The organism is Aestuariivirga sp. (genome assembly GCF_965227715.1).
GTDB lineage: Bacteria > Pseudomonadota > Alphaproteobacteria > Rhizobiales > Aestuariivirgaceae > Aestuariivirga.
The window spans coordinates 1021761-1039206 of the sequence record NZ_OZ245771.1 but is presented as its reverse complement, the minus strand read 5'-3'; the positions used below and the strand labels follow the sequence as shown (position 1 = coordinate 1039206).

11 protein-coding genes and 1 pseudogene are annotated in these 17446 nt (G+C 60.0%); 5 read left to right on the top strand and 7 right to left on the bottom strand.

The genetic code is table 11. From position 1 onward, the window contains the following. Nucleotides 1-236 precede the first annotated feature (236 nt). A pseudogene (locus ACO06F_RS05045) lies at nt 237-2351 on the bottom strand (InlB B-repeat-containing protein); the annotation flags it as partial. 1533 nt (nt 2352-3884) lie between these two features. After that, on the bottom strand, nt 3885-5099 hold the full coding sequence (locus ACO06F_RS05040; RefSeq protein ID WP_421695595.1) for a trans-sulfuration enzyme family protein: 1215 nt from the start codon (nt 5097-5099) through the stop codon (nt 3885-3887). Between the two features lie 94 nt (nt 5100-5193). On the opposite strand from ACO06F_RS05040, the gene ACO06F_RS05035 reads away from it, so the two are divergent. The 5 genes from ACO06F_RS05035 to ACO06F_RS05015 all read left to right on the top strand — a co-directional run bounded on the left by ACO06F_RS05035 (nt 5194) and on the right by ACO06F_RS05015 (nt 13181). After that, nucleotides 5194-7803: a hypothetical protein gene (locus tag ACO06F_RS05035; protein WP_421695594.1), complete on the top strand. Its 2610-nt coding sequence runs from the start codon at nt 5194-5196 to the stop codon at nt 7801-7803. Nucleotides 7804-7893: 90 nt separating this feature from the next. Then, nucleotides 7894-9480, top strand: a complete 1587-nt coding sequence (locus ACO06F_RS05030; protein ID WP_421695593.1) for a peptide ABC transporter substrate-binding protein — start codon at nt 7894-7896, stop codon at nt 9478-9480. 72 nt (nt 9481-9552) lie between these two features. Then, entirely contained in the window at nt 9553-10476 is a 924-nt protein-coding gene (locus tag ACO06F_RS05025) for an ABC transporter permease subunit (RefSeq protein ID WP_421695592.1), read from the top strand. Then, nucleotides 10469-11587 (top strand): ABC transporter permease, encoded by a 1119-nt coding sequence (locus ACO06F_RS05020; protein ID WP_421695591.1) that lies wholly within the window; start codon nt 10469-10471, stop codon nt 11585-11587. Before ACO06F_RS05025 ends, ACO06F_RS05020 begins: the two co-directional genes overlap by 8 nt. Nucleotide 11588: 1 nt before the next feature. After that, complete coding sequence (locus ACO06F_RS05015; RefSeq protein WP_421696625.1) at nt 11589-13181, top strand: ABC transporter ATP-binding protein; 1593 nt, start codon at nt 11589-11591, stop codon at nt 13179-13181. Here the strand turns inward: ACO06F_RS05015 and ACO06F_RS05010 are convergent. Genes ACO06F_RS05010 through ACO06F_RS04990 form a run of 5 tightly spaced genes read right to left on the bottom strand, consistent with a single transcriptional unit; the run spans nt 13178 to nt 17307 of the window. Next, nucleotides 13178-13918 (bottom strand): peptidase, encoded by a 741-nt coding sequence (locus ACO06F_RS05010; protein ID WP_421695590.1) that lies wholly within the window; start codon nt 13916-13918, stop codon nt 13178-13180. The genes ACO06F_RS05015 and ACO06F_RS05010 overlap by 4 nt on opposite strands. Before the next feature lie 30 nt (nt 13919-13948). Further along, nucleotides 13949-14755, bottom strand: a complete 807-nt coding sequence (locus ACO06F_RS05005) for a transglutaminase family protein (RefSeq protein WP_421695589.1) — start codon at nt 14753-14755, stop codon at nt 13949-13951. A 2-nt stretch (nt 14756-14757) separates the two neighbouring features. Next, complete coding sequence (locus ACO06F_RS05000) at nt 14758-15705, bottom strand: alpha-E domain-containing protein (protein WP_421695588.1); 948 nt, start codon at nt 15703-15705, stop codon at nt 14758-14760. Beyond that, entirely contained in the window at nt 15705-17120 is a 1416-nt protein-coding gene (locus tag ACO06F_RS04995) for a circularly permuted type 2 ATP-grasp protein (RefSeq protein ID WP_421695587.1), read from the bottom strand. The genes ACO06F_RS05000 and ACO06F_RS04995 overlap by 1 nt, the downstream gene beginning before the upstream one ends. Then, nucleotides 17101-17307 carry a hypothetical protein gene (locus ACO06F_RS04990; RefSeq protein WP_421695586.1) on the bottom strand — a complete coding sequence of 69 codons (207 nt, stop codon included), beginning with the start codon at nt 17305-17307 and terminating at the stop codon, nt 17101-17103. Before ACO06F_RS04990 ends, ACO06F_RS04995 begins: the two co-directional genes overlap by 20 nt. Nucleotides 17308-17446: the final 139 nt, after the last annotated feature.

Below are 17446 nucleotides of genomic sequence, written 5' to 3'. Positions count from 1 at the left end.
GACCAGACGGCCCGCTCTGTTCTCCCAGGCGCGGCAATAATAGTAACTTCAGTTCCATTACTTACCGTCACTTGCCGGCAGTTGGTACCGCATGACGTGGGAACGAGGTTGGAAGGCAAGGAGAAGCTGACGCTGCCTGGACCAGTTGTCCTGACCTGCAGGGTTCTGGCAGTTGAATCTGCAACGAATGTGGCGGTGACGGATCTCTCACCGCTCATTGCCACTTTGCAGACGTTATCTGCCGAAACGCTGGTGCAGTTCGTCCACCGGCTGAACCGCCACCCTATCTGTGGAACAGCGTTCAGTTCGACAATGTCGCCTCGGTTCGCAGTCATGCTTCGGCATCCGTCGCCGCAAGAGACAGTGGCTGTCGGGAAATTCACTGTACCGAGGCCAGACGTGGTCACCTGCAGCTGGTGCAACAACGTAAAGTTGGCACCAACGGCCTGGTTAGAACGCATGTCCACGACGCAGGTTCCAGTGCCGGAGCAGGCTCCGGTCCAAGCGAGGCTGGCGCCGGTCTGAGGATTGGCTGCAATGGTCACGCGTGTTCCATCATTCACCGTTACTTGCTGGCAGTTGGTGGGATTGAGGCCAGGTGGCGAGGTAAAGCTAATGCTGCCGGGCCCTGAAGTCGTCACTTGCAGAGTCCGGGGCTCTGTATCGGACGTGAAAGTGGCGGTGACAGTGCGGGCTGCATTCGTCAAGGTAGAGCAGTCATTCGTTCCACTCACCACAGAGCAACCAATCCAGCCTGAGAGATGCCATCCACTGGCGGGGACGGCTGTGAGAGTAACCGGCGTGTCTGCGACTGTCGCCGCCTGACTGCAACCAACTGCTGACGGATTGCATTCTCCCACTGGAATGCCTTGAGGCGACTTTACTGTGATATGACCAGAACCGACCGTCCTGAGTTGAAGCGGTTGGGCGACCAAGTTAGACGGAGAGAAGTTAGCTGTCACATTATAGGTGAATGCGGACAGATAGAGTTCGCAGTAGTTGCCCGATGCACTGGCTGCGCAATCCCCTCCCCAGCTCGAAAAAGTCCATCCTGTCTTGCGCGGGGCCACGAAGACAACAACTTGATCGGGATCGTACTGTACCTGGCAACTACCTTCGCAGTTCGTAGTGCCGATACGGTTTGTACCGGCTTGGATACTGCCTTGGCCATTGACCTGCAGCTTCACCACAGCGGATTGCAAGAAAGATTTCGAAAATTCTCTAGTCGTGGAGCTGACTCTGAATGCGCAGCTACGGCTATTTTCGCCGGAAGGAAAGGAGCATGGACCCTGCCAGCGGCCCTGGCTCGAACCGTCATTTGGCGTCGCTATGATTGCTGCGTCCGTACCGGCCGGGAACCCGACCTCAAGGCAGTTTTCGCCGCACGGGGTAGGACCTTGAAGTGGTGGTGGCGTGAACTGAATGGTGCCGGAGCCCGGGCCGTTCGTTCCCACCCTGACGGTGACGATAGGGTACGGCCTAAAGACCGCCTTGACCGTCTTCGGCCCGGACATGGTGACGCGGCATAATCTTGCATCAACTGGATCGGGTGTGCACCCTTCCCAGGTCCCGCCGAAAGACCAGCCGCTGTCAGGTGAGGCAGTAACAAACACAACACTGCCAGGCGGGTGGGGGCCTGCGCAATCGACGTTGCACGTTATGTTACCATAGCCTGACTTCTCCACGGTGAGGCCATAGGCCGGGGGTGCGAATGTTGCTGTGACGGTTGCGGGCGAGGACAGGACAACAATGCACTCGTTGGGTGCTTCGCTGCTGCGCGCGCAACCGTCCCAGCTGGCAAAGTGTTCTTCTGGTGTCGCCGCCAGAGTCACTGGCGTGCCGGCGGGGTAAGCTTCTTGGCAAGGACCTCCGTTGCATCTGATATCACCCGTTCCTCGAACGGCGATGTCAAGATCAACAGTCTTGGGGACAAATGTGGCAGTGACGTTCTTTACCTCGGTCATGACTAGGGTGCAGATGGGCCCCGTCTGTCCGGCGCAATCCCCCGACCATCCATCAAAACGGGAGTCTTCCGCAGCCGCCGCCTCCAGCGTGACGCTGGTGCCAATAAGATAAGCGTCCTTGAATGCGCCATCGCTGGCAATGGGACTACGCTGTGCCGTGGAGCGAGTGACCTTGCCATTTGCCGGCCCGGTTTTCGCGTAGGAAAGTGCGTTGAAGCGATCGAGTGCTGCGGTGAGGTTGATCCTCGGCGTTATACGGTCTGGCAGGCGCCAGTCGACAACCGGAGTTCCGCTATCTCTCAGAGCGTTCAAGACTTCTGGAATAGTGGCGGTAGGCGCCTTTTGCTTGATTACGGCCCACGCGCCCGCCACGTGCGGTGCGGCCATGGACGTTCCCGACATCCGCTTATATCTATTGTGATCTGCGGTGTCGGCAACGGAGGAAAGAATATTTACACCGGGTGCCAGAAGCGACAGAGTCTCCGAAGAGTTTGAGAAACATGCAACACTGTCGGGTGCTCTCAGTCTGGGGTCACGCTCGCAAGTTTCAGGATCGCCAGACCCGGAATCGCGGACCGCGCCCACGCTTATGGAGTCAGAGCGGCACGCGGGCCAGGTAAGCTCAAAGACGTCGTAATAGTTGCCGCTGGCGGCAATGAGGGGAATTCCGGATGCGCGCAATTGCCGAAGGGCAGCTGCCGAAGAGCGTGAATAATCGTCGCATTCCTCATAGCCTGGAGTCCACGCTTTCTGCACGCCCACGCTGAAGTTCACGGCGGCTATTTCGATACCTTGTTCGACCTTGAGGCGGTTGATCAAGTCAAACGCCGCCGCAAAATCACTGAGGCGGCCATTGCCCTGATTATTCAGCACCCTTATCGAAATGACATTGGCGCCTGGCGCCACACCCGACCCTCCGCCAGCGATAGAACCTGCCACGATACCCGCGACATGCATGCCGTGTTCGCCGCACGTTCCATTCAGGCAAGGGTTGGAGGCGCCAGACCCTTCATAGAGTGGTGCGGGACCCCCGATACAATCTCTGAAACAATACTCCTTGACGATTTTGCCACGCAGAAAGTCATGGTCCCTATCAACGCCCTGGTCCAGGACAACCACGGTTTGCCCGGTGCCAGTGTAAGGCGCACCAGCCGGCTGATCGGCATTGATAAGCGTCAGATTTCCAGAATGCTCCCGCGGAAATTCCGCTGCACCGCCCGAGTCAAGCTGAGCCTTAACCTCTTCATCGGCCTCAACTGTGACAACCAGTGGATCCGCTGCCAGCCTGTCAACTTCCTGAGCCGTAACCCGCAAGGTCACATAGGGAAGAAACTCCAAGCTTCTGTATTCATCGGGATTCCGGCGGAATGCTGCATCGTAGCTCGCCCGGAACAGGGCAGATACGGAGGCGATGTCTGCCCGTTGCTGTGTGACTTCCGATGGCGTCAGTTCCCCTTCCGGGGCGAAGGGGACGCGAAGTCCGACGATGACCGGCACCGTGCCATCGGCTTGTGCACTGGCCTTGAGCGCCCGCAAGGCTGGGCTGAGGGTGTTGGATCCTGTGGCAGAGGTGGAACCTGCTGTAGGGGAAGCGGTTCCGTTCGAGAGACGGGTCATCGCTCCCGCGTGCCGATTGTCACGATCGAGTACCCGTTGACCCGCCCATGCTCCTGCGACGGAGAAGAACAGCGAACAGGCTAGAACACCTGCCACCAGCTTCCGCATAGCACTACCCCCAAGGTTGTATATTGGGAGAAGTGCTATATCTCAATCAGATGTTAATCAATACTCAAAGTTGAACATGGTTGATGAAAATCCGAATTTGGGAACTGTATAATCTCACAAGTTGTCGATTTCATACGCCGGATCGATTGCAACAGGGGTAAACAATCGCAGTTAGCGTTACCGCTCGGATCCTGATTAAAGCGATCGCCCGAGATCAGCGATCAAATCACAGCTGCTTTCGATCCCTACGGAGAGCCTGAATACCCCGTCGCCGGCAAAATTCCGGTAACGCCGAAGTTGGTCACCGCTGTGCCGGAACGTCGAAGCCTGGATGTCGTCTGTGCCGATCCAGTAGATAAGGCTGCGGTGGTGGCCCAGGGACACAGCGTAGTGGATGATTTCCAGACGCTCCACCATGCGTTGGGCGACGGCCAGACCACTTTCCTTTGTCTGGAAGGTCAACATGCCGGAGAAGTTCCGCATTTGCCTGCGGGCCAGCTCATGCTGCGGATGGGAAGGCAGTCCGGGATAGAAAACGCGGCTAACGGCAGGGTGCCCCTCCAGGAATTGAGCCACCTCCAGGGCCGCTTTTTCATGCGCCCGCATGCGGATCGGAAGCGTGGCGGCGCCTCGAAGGATGAGCCAGGCATTGAAGGGAGACAGCACACCCCCGAAATGCACCGTGGCCTCTAGATTGAGCGCTTCAAGGTCGCTGCTGCGTCCAATGACGGCGCCCCCCATCGCGTCACCATGTCCGCCTATGTATTTGGTCAGCGAATGGATGACGAAATCGGCCCCCAGATCGAGAGGCCGGGTGGAGATGGGCGAGGCATAGGTGGAATCGACCGCCACGTCCCTCACGCCGCGCTCATGCGCCAACCGTGACAGAAGAGCGATATCGCAGAGCTTCATGGTGGGGTTTGCGGGCGTTTCGAGCCACAGCATGCGCGTGGTGGGGCGGATTGCGGCCTCCACCTCTTCCGGGAGCGACGTGTCCACATAGGACACCTCAATGCCGAAGCGTGGCAGCGTGTCACGCGCCAGTTCGGCAATTCCCACGTAATTTGCATCCGGAATGATCAGATGGTCGCCGCGGCTCAGACGGCCGCAAATCAGAGCATGGGCGGCCGCAACGCCAGAGGCGTAGCAGAGCGCCGCTTCCGCGCCTTCCAACGCTGCAAGCTTGGCCTGGAGCTGGGCCACTGTCGGGCTTCCAACCCGGCCGTAAATGAAGCCCTCGTAACCCTGTTCATCGCGCGCGGAAAAGCCGGTCAGGCGCTCCGGTGCGAAGGTCACGGACATCACCAGATTGGGGGAAGAAGCACGCGTGGCGGGATCGACGAATTCTCCGGCGTGGACGGCCTTGGTCTCCATTTGCCAATCGCTGTTGCCGCCTGGTTTACCGGCCATGATGCTGTTTTTCCTTTCCGCTGAAACTGGCCTATGATGCGGCCCGCCTTACGAATCTGCAACTGCTGGCCCAGGGGACCTTTCAAAGCACACCATGACGTGGGACCAGCCCCATTGGAGCGGCAAGCTTAAGTCGAGCGCCGGGCCACGGCAGAAGCTGCGGCCGAATGCCTTTGCGCGGCTGGCGCGCTTCTGCGCGGCTTACCGTATGGTTGTGGTCGTGATGGCGATCGTCATTGCGGTGGGTCTTGCGCTGTTTGCGGCCAGCCGCCTGACGATCGATCCTGACCAGCAGCCTCGCATTGCGCTTGATGAAACAACTGCAAAACGGCAGGCCACCCTCAGCCGCCAATTTCCCGGCGTGGAACAGACGTTCCTGGCCGTGGTTTCAAGCCAGGACCCGGAAACCGCCCGGCAGCAGGCAACCGCCCTTGCCACAATGTTGCGTCAGCGATCCGATGTCTTCCTCTCGGCCTTCGTGCCCGGAACCGGTGATTTCTATCTGACCAATGCGCTGCTGTACCGGAATCTGGACGACGTGCGCTTCCGCGTCGATGTGCTGCTGCAGATGGAGCCACTCTACCATGCCATGGCCGCCGCACCGGACATCATGGGCTTCACGGCGCTGGTCTCCGAAATCGGCAAGGCGGTGGAGCAGGGCCGCTCTCCCCCCGGACTTGAAGCAATGCTCCTGGCGGCATCCGCTACCATCGAAGCCCAGGTGAAGGGCAAGCCCCGCCCATTGAACTGGGCGGCATTGGCAGGGCTCGATGGCGAAGTGAATTCCAGGCGCTGGTACGTGCTGGCCACGCCCGTGCCGGGCGCAGAGCCACTGGCTGCAGCGGTTGCGCGGCAAGCGTCGAACGGCATGCAAGGGGTGAGTTGGCTTTGGCCACGCCGGGCGCTTGCCGCCAGCCCCAGCCAGCTCCGTGATTTCGTGGTGCCGGCCTCGCTCTCAATCTTCCTCACGCTGGTGTTGCTTGTAGCGGCTTTGGGCTCGCTGCGCCAGGCGCTTTCAATCATGCTGAGTGGCGCGGTGACGCTGTCCGCCGCGGCTGCTGCAGCAGCGGCACTCGGGCGGCCGCTGGATGGCGCCACCTGGTCCTTTGCTCTCACCGTGCTGGCACCTGTCATTGTTGCCGGTGGGGTGCTGACGATTGCCTATGGTCAAGGGCGGAGCCGGGGGCTTGCACCCTTGCAGGCCATCATGCTGGCCGCCCACCGCCAGGGCGGGTTCATTACCGCCGTCATACTGCTGTTCGTTGCGGTCTGGCTTTCCTGGCTGGTGCGCCAGCTGCCTTCGCTCAACCATTTTGCCGTTATCGCCCTTGTGGGGTGTGCTGCTGCGTGGATCGTGACATTGACGGTGCTGCCCGCCGCGCTGGCCCTGACTGCAGCAAGGCAGGCGGAGGAAGAGCCGCATTGGCTTGACGATGCCTTGGGCGAAAATGGCAAACCGCCCGGGAGAGGCGTGCTTGACGTTGCTGCGATGGTCCTCTTGGCGGCTGCAGTTTTCTCCGCGGTCTTCTTGCCGGCCATGCGCTTTGGCGAACGCCAGCTCCCCTCATTTCCGCCGCCTCTTCTTGAAACGCCCGATGCTCGCGGGGCCATCCATATTCTTTCACCTCCAGCCCAGGTGCCGGGCCTCGTTGCGCGCCTTTCGGCCTTGCCAGAAGTGGGCGCCATCCGCACGGCTCAACAGTTTTTGCCACCTGATGCCGCACCGAAGATTGCCGAATTGAACCGGCTTCAGGCACTTACCCCATTCGATCCCGTGTTTCGCGACCGGCCGGATGATGCAACGCTGCGCGAAAGCTTTGATGACTTGCAGCAACAGCTGAATAGCATCGCCAATGGGCCAGCCTCGTCGCCCGAATTGCGCGACGCTGCCACGCGCCTGCGCCGCGCCGTTGCCCTTTTCATCGCGCCTGATGCACCGGACGAGCAGCGCGTGGCGGCACTCGAGAAGGCGATGTTCGGAGGGTTGGGCGCGGTTTCGCAGCTGGCCCAGAAACTCGCCGTGCTGCGGCCGCCGGGTCCGAGCGATCTGGAACCGGAACTGCGCCGCCGCTTCCTGTCAGAAGATGGCACGTGGCGGATCGAGGTCATGCCGCGGAGCGGCACGGGCGAACTCTCCTTTGCGGCCTCCATCCGGCGCGCGGTCCCGCAGGCGGCGGGGGAGCCCATCGTGTCGCTGGTGCGCAATGAGATGATCCACCACGAGGCGATACTGGCGCTCGCCACCGCACTGGTCGCGGCTTCGGTTCTGGTGCTCGCGGCATTGCGCAGCTTGCGGGGGCTCGTTCTCTCAATCGCCCCTGCGGTAGCCTTCATCACATTGACGGCAGCGGTGACTGTCATGCTCGAGATCAGCATCAACGCCGCCATGCTCGCCGGGATCAGTGCAGCTGTCGCGGTGCTCGTCGCCTGTTCCATGCTGGTGGCGCGAAGGCTCGCCGCCACCGGGGCGGCAGTCTCGGCCCACACGCTGCCGCTGCGGGCGGTGCTTCTGCCGCCGTTGACGCTGGCGGGCGCCGCCGCGCCGCTTGTCATTTCCTCCCGCCCCGCTGTGGCGGAGCTTGGCGCGGCACTGGCCATGCTGATGCTCATTTCGGCCATGCTCGTTCTGTTGCTGGTGCCGGTCATGGCCCGCTGGCTGGATGCGCTATCAGAGCCCGTGCCGCAGCCGGCCGCCCGGGATTGAACGACCCCCCGCGACAAATGATCTTTCAGGTGGTAATCTCCCCCTCAAGTGTCCCAGTGGACACAGTTTAAGAAAACAGGGAGTAAACACATGAGAATTCAGATCGGTATCAAATCATGGCTTGTGGGCTGCACCATGCTGGCCATGACGGCATCGGGCGCCCTCGCTGAGGTGGTTTTCAACCGTGGCAACTCCGCCGACCCCGAATCCCTCGATCCCCACAAGACCTCCACCATTTATGAGGCAAATATCCTGCGCGACTTGTTCATGGGACTCATGATTCAGGACGCGAAAGCCCAAGTGCAACCGGGTGCGGCTGAAAGTTTCACCGTTTCGGAGGACGGGAAGACCTACAGTTTCAAGCTTCGCCAGGGTGCTCTGTGGTCCGACGGGACCCCGGTGACGGCAGACGATTTTGTCTTCTCATGGCGCCGCCTGGTGGATCCGGCCACGGCCTCTGAATATGCCTATATGCTGGCCCCCGTCATCAACGCCGAAGCCATCACCAAGGGCGACAAGAAACCGGAAGAACTCGGCGTCAAGGCAGTTGATCCCGGCACCTTTGAAGTGACGCTCAACGCACCCACACCTTACTTTCTTGAGATGCTCACCCACCAAGCCACCTATCCTGTGAACAAGGCGAGTGTGGAGAAGCTCGGCGCCGATTTCGTCAAGCCCGGCAATCTCGTCTCCAACGGCGCCTATGTGCTGAAGGAATTCGTGCCGAACGATCACATCAAGGCCGTAAAGAACGACAAGTTCTATGATGCGGCCAACGTCAAGATCGATGTCGTCAACTTCATCCCCACGGAAGACCGCTCCACCGCCATGAAGCGCTTCGAAGCGGGCGAGCTCGACTCAAATGACGACATCCCGACTGAGCAGCTCGCAGATCTCAAGGCGAAGTTCAGTGACCAGATCCATATCGGCCCCTATCTCGGCACCTATTACTATGTGTTCAAAACCGACAAGGCACCCTGGGACAATGTGAAACTCCGCCAGGCTGTGTCGGAAGCGATTGATCGTGATTATCTGGCGGAAAAAGTCTGGCAGAACACCATGCTGCCGGCCTATTCCTTCGTGCCCCCTGGCATCACCGGCTATGAGACGCGCACCACGGATTATGCTGAGAAATCCCAGCTTGACCGCGAGGACGAGGCCAAGAAGGTGCTGGCCGAACTGGGTTACGGGCCGGACAAGCCGCTGAAGCTGGAAATCCGCTTCAACACATCCGAGAACCACAAGAACACGGCCGTGGCCATTCAGGAGCAGTTGAAGCCGCTTGGCATCGACGTGACGCTTCTCAACACCGACACCAAGACTCATTATGCGCATCTCGAGCAGCATGGCGATTTCGATGTCGCGCGGGCCGGCTGGATTGCCGACTACAAGGACCCAGAGAACTTCCTGGCCCTTTGCAAGACCGGCACGGGCAACAACTACGCCGTCTACTCCAACAAGGAGTATGATGACCTGATGGCCCAAGCCGCTGCCGCGCCGACGCCTGAGGAGCGCATGAAGAAGCTTTCGGATGCCGAAGGCCTGGGCGTGGCGCGTGATTTGTGCGTGATGCCGCTCCTCTATTACAGCTACCACAACCTCGTTTCCTCCAAGATCAAGGGCTGGGAAGAGAACGTCATGGACGTTCACCCGACCCGCTTCCTCGCCAAGGACTAGTCCGCAATCGTGGAAAGCCGCTGCAGCAAATTTGCTGCGGTGGCCTTCCACCCTTTAGTTTGAGTTGCGGACATGCTGCGTTACGTTCTGAGGCGTTTTCTCACCGCGATCCCGACATTGTTCGTGATCGTTACCATGTCTTTTTTCCTGATGCGGGTGGCGCCCGGCGGACCTTTCAATCAGGAAAAAGGACTTAACCCCGTCATCAAGGCCAATCTGGAGCGGGTCTTCCACCTCGATCAGCCGCTCTGGAAGCAATACCTGCTCTATCTGAACAACCTTCTCCACGGCGATTTCGGCCCAAGCTATAATCTTCCCGATTTCACAGTGGCCGAACTCTTTGCGGACGGCCTGCCGATCTCGATCCAACTCGGCGGCTCCGCGCTGATCCTGGCGCTGTTCTTCGGCGGTATTCTGGGCATCATAGCTGCGCTGCACCAGAACAAGGGAGCGGATTACGCTGTGATCGCCACGGCCACGGCAGGCTCCACCATTCCAACCTTCGTGATCGCGCCGCTGTTCCAGCTCTTCTTCGCGCTGACCCTCAAATGGTTTCCCGTTGGCGGCTGGGGAGATGGCGCGCTCGTCAACAAGGTGGGGCCGGTGCTGACGTTGATGCTGCCGCAACTTGCGATCGTCGCCCGGCTCATGCGGGGCTCGATGATTGAATCCCTTCGGTCCCACCATATCCGCACGGCGCGCGCCATGGGTCTCTCCGATTATTCCGTTGTCATCAAACACGCGCTCAGGGGCGCGCTGCTGCCGATCGTCTCCTATGCGGGTCCCGCCGCGGCTGCCTTGCTCACGGGCTCGATCATCGTCGAAACGATCTTTTCCATCCCGGGCGTGGGCCGATACTTCGTGGATGCGGCCCTGAACCGTGATTACACCCTGGTCATGGGAACAGTCGTGGTCATTGCGCTTTTCACCATCGTGTTCAACCTTGCTGTCGACATCCTCTACGCCGTGGTCGATCCCCGTGTGCGCTATGACTGATGTAACGCTTCCCGCCGCTGCTCCTGGCCGTTCTCTGTGGCGCGATGCCTGGAACCGGCTCAAGGCCAACAGGGCGGCCATGGTGAGCTTGTATTATCTGGTCTTCATGACCGCACTGTGCATCGTGGGGCCGTGGTTCACCCCCCATGAGTTCACCACAATCTACCAGGACTACACCCGTGTTCCCCCCAGCCTCACCGCCTATCCCCGGCCGGAAGCGATCGATCTTGCGGTGAAGGACGCCGTGAAACGCTCGCGCCTCGAACTTGCGGGTTGGGAAGAGAAGGGCGGCAAGGTGCTGATTACCTTCACCTCGGCAAAGCCCATTGATGAGCGCGTGACGCGCTACATCGACCGCTCTGACGTTTTCAAGAATGCACAGGTCGCCGGGACATCGCCAGACGGTCTCAAGCTCACCGTGAGTGCCGACATCGAGAAGGAGTATTTCTTCTTCGGAACAGACAATACCGGCCGGGATCTCCTGACCCGTACGCTGGTTGCGGGCCGCGTCTCGCTCGCTATCGGGCTTCTGGCGGGCTTTGTCGCGGTTGTCATCGGCGTGCTCTATGGCGCAACCTCGGGCTTCGCAGGCGGCAAGACAGATGAGATCATGATGCGCATTGTCGATGTGCTCTATTCGCTGCCCTTCATTTTCTTTGTCATCATGCTGGTGGTCTTCTTTGGGCGAAATTTTGTGCTGATGTTCCTCGCGGTTGGCGCCGTGCTGTGGCTGGACATGGCGCGAATCGTGCGGGGGCAGGCCTTGTCCATCAAGCGCCAGGAATATGTGCAGGCGGCAGAGGCGCTTGGCGTCTCGCCCGCCGGCATCCTGCTCCGCCATGTGGTGCCGAACCTGCTGGGACCGGTCGTCATCTACATGACGCTTCTTGTGCCGCAGGTCATCATTCTCGAAAGCTTCCTGTCGTTCCTGGGGCTCGGTGTGCAGGAGCCGATGTCGAGCTGGGGCGTGCTGATTTCTCAAGGTGCGAAAAACATTCCGGGAGCCACTTGGCTTCTCGTCTTTCCCTCGATCTTCCTCACCACCACGCTTTTTGCGCTCAACTTCATTGGCGATGGCCTGCGAGACGCGCTTGACCCGAAGGATCGCTGATATGGTGGAGCGCATTCTCAACCTCAGTGATGTGAAGGTGGAGTTCGCCACGCTGGATGGAACAGTCGAAGCTGTGAAGGGCGTCAGCCTGCATGTTGCAGCTGGGGAGACTGTGGCAATCGTTGGTGAATCGGGTTCCGGCAAGAGCCAGCTGATGATGGCGGCCATGGGCCTCCTGGCGTCGAACGGCAGGGCCACGGGTGATGTGGATTACCGCGGCACCAATCTGCTGACGATTTCGAAGTCCGAGCTCAACACCATCCGTGGCGCCAAGATCACCATGATCTTCCAGGAGCCGATGACCTCGCTCGACCCGCTCTATACGATTGGCGAGCAGCTGATGGAACCGATCCTGCAGCACAGGAAAATCGGGAAGGCGGAGGCCCAGCAACGCGCCGTTGAGATGCTGCGCCTCGTGCATATTCCGGAACCCGAACGGCGCATGCGGTCTTACCCGCATGAAATGTCCGGCGGCCAGCGCCAGCGGGTGATGATCGCCATGGCGCTCGCCAATGACCCGGATTTGTTGATCGCGGATGAGCCAACAACGGCGCTTGACGTGACGATCCAGGCTGAGATCCTGGAACTGATGGCAAGCCTCCAGCAGCGGCTCGGAATGGGCATGGTCTTCATCACCCATGACCTCAACATCGTGAAGCGCATCGCCCATCGCGTCTATGTCATGCGCCGCGGTGAGGTGGTGGAGGAGGGCCAAACGGCAGAGCTCTTCGCCCATCCCAGGCATCCCTATACGAAGGCCCTGCTCGAAGCAGAACCATCTGGCCGGAAGGCTCCAGTGCCGCCGAACGCACCGAAGATGATCGACGCGACGGATGTGCGGGTCACTTTCCGCATCGGTGGCGGATTTCTGGCAGGTCCGCCCATCGAGTTGCGCGCGGTTGACCGCGTGTCGATGACGCTGCGCCGTGGCCAGACCATTGGCATTGTGGGGGAGTCCGGCTCGGGCAAATCCACCTTCGCACGCGCGCTGCTGCGCCTCCTGCCAAGCGAAGGTGCCATCACTTTTGAAAACCGCTCGATCCAGAACCTCACACGTGAGGAGATGCGCCCTTTGCGGCGTGAACTTCAAGTCGTCCTGCAGGACCCATTCGGGTCCTTGAGCCCACGAATGACGGCGGGCCAGATCGTAACGGAGGGGCTTCTGGTGCATGAGCCTTCGATCACGCGGGCCGAGCGTGACCGGCGGGCCGTGCAGGCACTCGAAGAGGTGCAACTCGACCCGTCGCTGCGCAACCGCTATCCGCATGAATTCTCCGGCGGTCAGCGCCAGCGCATTGCGATCGCGCGGGCGATCATCCTGAAGCCCCGCGTGGTTGTCTTGGACGAGCCCACATCCGCGCTGGACCGGCAGGTTCAGAAGCAGATCGTGGAACTGCTGCGTGATCTGCAGCAGGCAAACAACCTGTCTTATCTCTTCATCAGCCATGACTTGGCGGTGGTGCGCGCCATGGCAGACCACATTATGGTGATGAAGGATGGCCGCATGGTGGAGCAGGGGACGCCCGATGAAGTGCTGGACAATCCGCGCGAAGATTATACCCGCCGGCTGATGGCCGCCGCTTTCGCGCCCTAAATATCCAAAGCCTCGATATTCATGAAGGCCGTCCGAAGCGCCTTGGACCATTCGCTGGAAAGCATCTTGAAGTAGGGATCATCAAGGCCAATGCGCTTCGTGTGCTCAATCTTCAGCGTGTCCCGCTCATAGGTGAGAAGATCGATGGGCAGCCCGACGCTTAGGTTGGAGCGGAGGGTCGAGTCGAAGGACAGCAGCACCATTTTTGCGGCATCGCCCAGCTTCATGTCGTTGCGCGCGACCCGGTCCAGAATGGGTTTGCCGTATTTGTGCTCACCGATCTGGAAGAAGGGCGTGTCGACTGTTGCTTCGATGAAGTTGCCGGCCGAATAGATGTTGAACAGCCTCGGACGTTCCTTTCCGATCTGGCCGCCGAAGATGAAGCTGGCCGCGAAGGACTCGCCATTGGAGTGCAGGAATTCGCCGTCCACCGCCTTTACATCCCGCACCGCCTTGCCGATCATGCGGGCGGCCTGAAACATGGTCTTGGCGGTGAACAGATTGTCGGCGCCGTCCTTCGTCTTGTGCCTGCCTTGCGAACCCTCTGTCAGCATGCTCACCACCGCCTGGGTGATTGCGAGGTTGCCTGCCGTCAACAATACGAACACGGCCTGGCCCGGCCGTTCCCAGCTGTAGAGCTTCTTGAACTTGCCGACGTTGTCCACACCCGCGTTGGTGCGGGTGTCGGCGGCCATGACAAGGCCATCGTCGAGCAGCATTCCCACGCAATAGGTCATTCCGACTCGTCCAGCAGTTCCAGTCACTTGTTATTGTTGGGCGATCTCAACGCGGACTTCAACCCTCATCCGTTCCGCATCCCCACCCCGGCGCGATCCGCGAATGGGGGCAACCCCCGCAGCGTCAAGGCCCGCCGCCACCCGCACATAATTGTCTGTCGGGCATTTGGCATTGGCGGGGTCGAAGCCAACCCATCCCAGATCCGGAACCAGCGCCTCGGCCCAGGCGTGGGCAGCGGTGGAAGATGCGCCCTGACCCGTTACCAGATAGCCTGTCACATAGCGCGCGGGAATTCCTGCCGAACGGCAAGCGGCGATGAAGATGTGCGCGTGGTCCTGGCAAACGCCGCGACCGTCCGCGAAGGCCTCCGCTGCTGTCGTATGGGCGTGAGTCGAGCCCAGCTCATAGGCAACCTTGGCGTGGATCTCAGCCATCAGCGCGTGGAGGCCGTCGAGCACGCCGCGGTTCGCAAACTGCTTCTCACCCAGGCTTCTCAAGGCGGAATTGGCCATGGTGGGTTTGGTCTGGCGCAGGAAGACGGCCTCCGGCGCAGCGCAGGACAGACCGCGCACAAGGCCAGCGGCGTCGGTGACGTCCACAATCCCCTTTGCCACGATGCTGACCGGACCCGTGATGTTACCGAAGGTGATCATGTGAACGCGATTGCCGAAACCGTCTGAATAGCTCAGCGCATTATCGAATCCCGGCGCGGTGATCGACCAGGAAAGGACCCTCTGCGATGCGAAGTCCACCGGCCACAGATGCAGCCGCTGTGCCGAATAGGCCAACGGCGTATCGTAATCATAATGAGTCTCGTGGCGGACGGCGAGTTGCATGATCAGGGGAAATTATAATTGGCGGAGATTGACTGCGCGAGCCGGGAATTCCCGGTGATGAAGCCCTGCAGGAATTCATGCAGGCCGGACTGGAAGATCTGCTCCATGTTTCCCCCTTTCAGCCGGTCGTATGTTTCACGTGCCTGGTCGTGGCAGTCATATGACCTGCCGTAGAGATTGGCGAGGCCCGCCAGCCCGCGGTTGATCCAGTTATAGGAGAAGATCAGCGAGCGCGGCATCTCCTCCCGCAGGATCAGGAATTCGGAGATGAGCCACGGGCGGTAATTCGAGTCGCGGTAGAACCATCGGTAAGAGCGGTGGCCCGATACGGACCGCAGAATTTGCGCCCATTGCTGCATGTCGAGATCGCTTCCAACGTCTGTCGCCTTGGGCAGAAGAATGAAATATTTGACGTCCAGGATGCGAGCGGTGTTATCCGCCCGCTCGAGGAAATTACCGATCTGGCTGAAGCAATAGGTATCGTTGCGCAGCATGGTGCCGAGAAGTGCCCCACGGAAGGACATCACCCTCTGCTTTACCCATTCGAGGAAGACCGGCAGCCGGTCAGCGGTCATGGAGGAGGGCTTGACCTGTGCGAGTTCGTTCCAGGTTGTGTTGATGCTCTCCCACACATCGCGCGTCAAAGCGGTGCGCACCGCGCGGCCATTGTTGCGCGCTGTCTTGATTGACGCGCGGATCGAGGAGGGGTTGTCCTCGTCGAAAATCAGGAAATCGATGACCCGCGCCGAGGTGATGTCCTGGTGCTTCTTCTCATAGGCGAGGTCGCAGGCACAGGATTGCAGCGTCGAGCGCCACTCGTCGCGGTGTCCCTCCACAGCACCGGGCATCAGCGAGATGCGGTAACCCACCTCAAGAAGCCGCGCCATGTTCTCCGCGCGCTCCATATACCGTGACATCCAATAGAGGGAGGAGGCAGTGCGTCCGAGCATCAGTCCTCCAAGACCCAGGTATCCTTCGTGCCGCCACCCTGGCTCGAATTGACGACGAGGGAACCCTTCTTCAGGGCCACGCGCGTTAACCCACCCGGCGTGATGCGCACCTTGTCTCCGGACAGCACAAAGGGCCGGAGGTCCACATGGCGGGGTGCCACACCGGATTTGGTGAATGTCGGCACGGCAGAAAGCGCAAGGGTCGGCTGTGCTATGTAGTTTTTGGGTCTCGCTTTCAGCCTGCCGCGAAACTCTTCGATCTCTCGCTTTGACGAGGTGGGGCCAACGAGCATGCCATAGCCCCCTGAGCCGTGAACTTCCTTGACCACGAGTTCCGGCAGATGATCGAGCACGTAGGCGAGATGCTTCGGGTCGCTGCAGCGCCATGTTGGCACGTTCTTCAGCAGCGGCTTTTCGCCCGTATAGAATTCGATGACTTCGGGAATATAAGTATAGATTGACTTATCGTCGGCGATGCCTGTTCCAGGTGCGTTGACGAGCGAAACACGGCCGGCACGATAAACATCGAAGAGGCCGGGAACGCCAAGCGCCGTGTCGGGGCGAAAGGTGAGGGGATCCAGAAAGGCATCATCGATGCGGCGGTACACGACGTCCACCCGTTTCGGCTCCTGCGTGGTGCGCATGTAGACGTATCCGCCGTCCACGAACAGGTCACCGCCTTCGCACAGTTCAACGCCCATTTCGTCAGCGAGAAAGGCATGTTCGAAGAACGCCGAATTGTGGATGCCGGGCGTCAAAATCACGACAGTCGGTTCACCACTGCAGGATTGCGGCGCCACGCTTTCGAGCGTCTGGCGCAGCATGGCGGGATAATTCTCGACGGGCGCCACGCGCTGCTGCGCAAACAGTTCCGGGAAGAGATACATCATCGCCTCACGGTCTTCGAGCATATAGGAAACGCCCGATGGCGTCCGGCAATTGTCCTCGAGCACGTAGAATTCATTCTCCGCCACGCGCACGATATCGATGCCGATGATATGGGCGTATATGCCGCGAGCCGGCATCACCCCAACCATTTCCGGAACAAAGGCCTCGTTCTGGATAATGAATTCCGGCGGAATGCGGCCGGCGCGGAGAATTTCCTGGCGGTGATAGAGATCATGGATGAAAGCATTGAGCGCCCGCACCCTCTGCTCGATACCAGCGGACAGCCTGCGCCATTCGGCGGCGGCGAAGATACGCGGAATGATATCGAATGGGATAAGGCGTTCAGAGGCCTCGTCGTCGCCATAGACTGCAAATGTGATGCCCTGGCGCCGGAATATCGCTTCTGCTTCCTTCAGCGCCCGCTCAACATCGCTGCGCGAGAGGGTTTTCAGCCACTCCGCGGTGCGGCCATAGGGTTCGCGGGGCATGCCGCCGCCGCCGTCCATTTCATTGAAAATCGTCGTCATCCGCTGCCTTTAGTGCATTGCAGTATGCTGACAGGTCGGGCAGCGGCGCAAGAAAAACATGCCGCCCGAAACCGGGCTGCCTAATTTTCAGCTTGGTTGCCCCAGCCTTGGGCTCAACCGCTTCATTCGGAGCGGCAAATACATGAGCTTGTTGCGAAGCCCGGCCGCAAATGCCATAAGAAAACATGTGTTTTCACGCCACAATGTCCGGGGCCATTTTGCCCGTTTGGTCAAAAACTGCGTATGATGAAGTGATGCTTCATTGCGCCCGTATCGGATTCAAGCCTTAAGAAACGCTCTGCTGTCTGATCCCCGTCGCTTGCGGT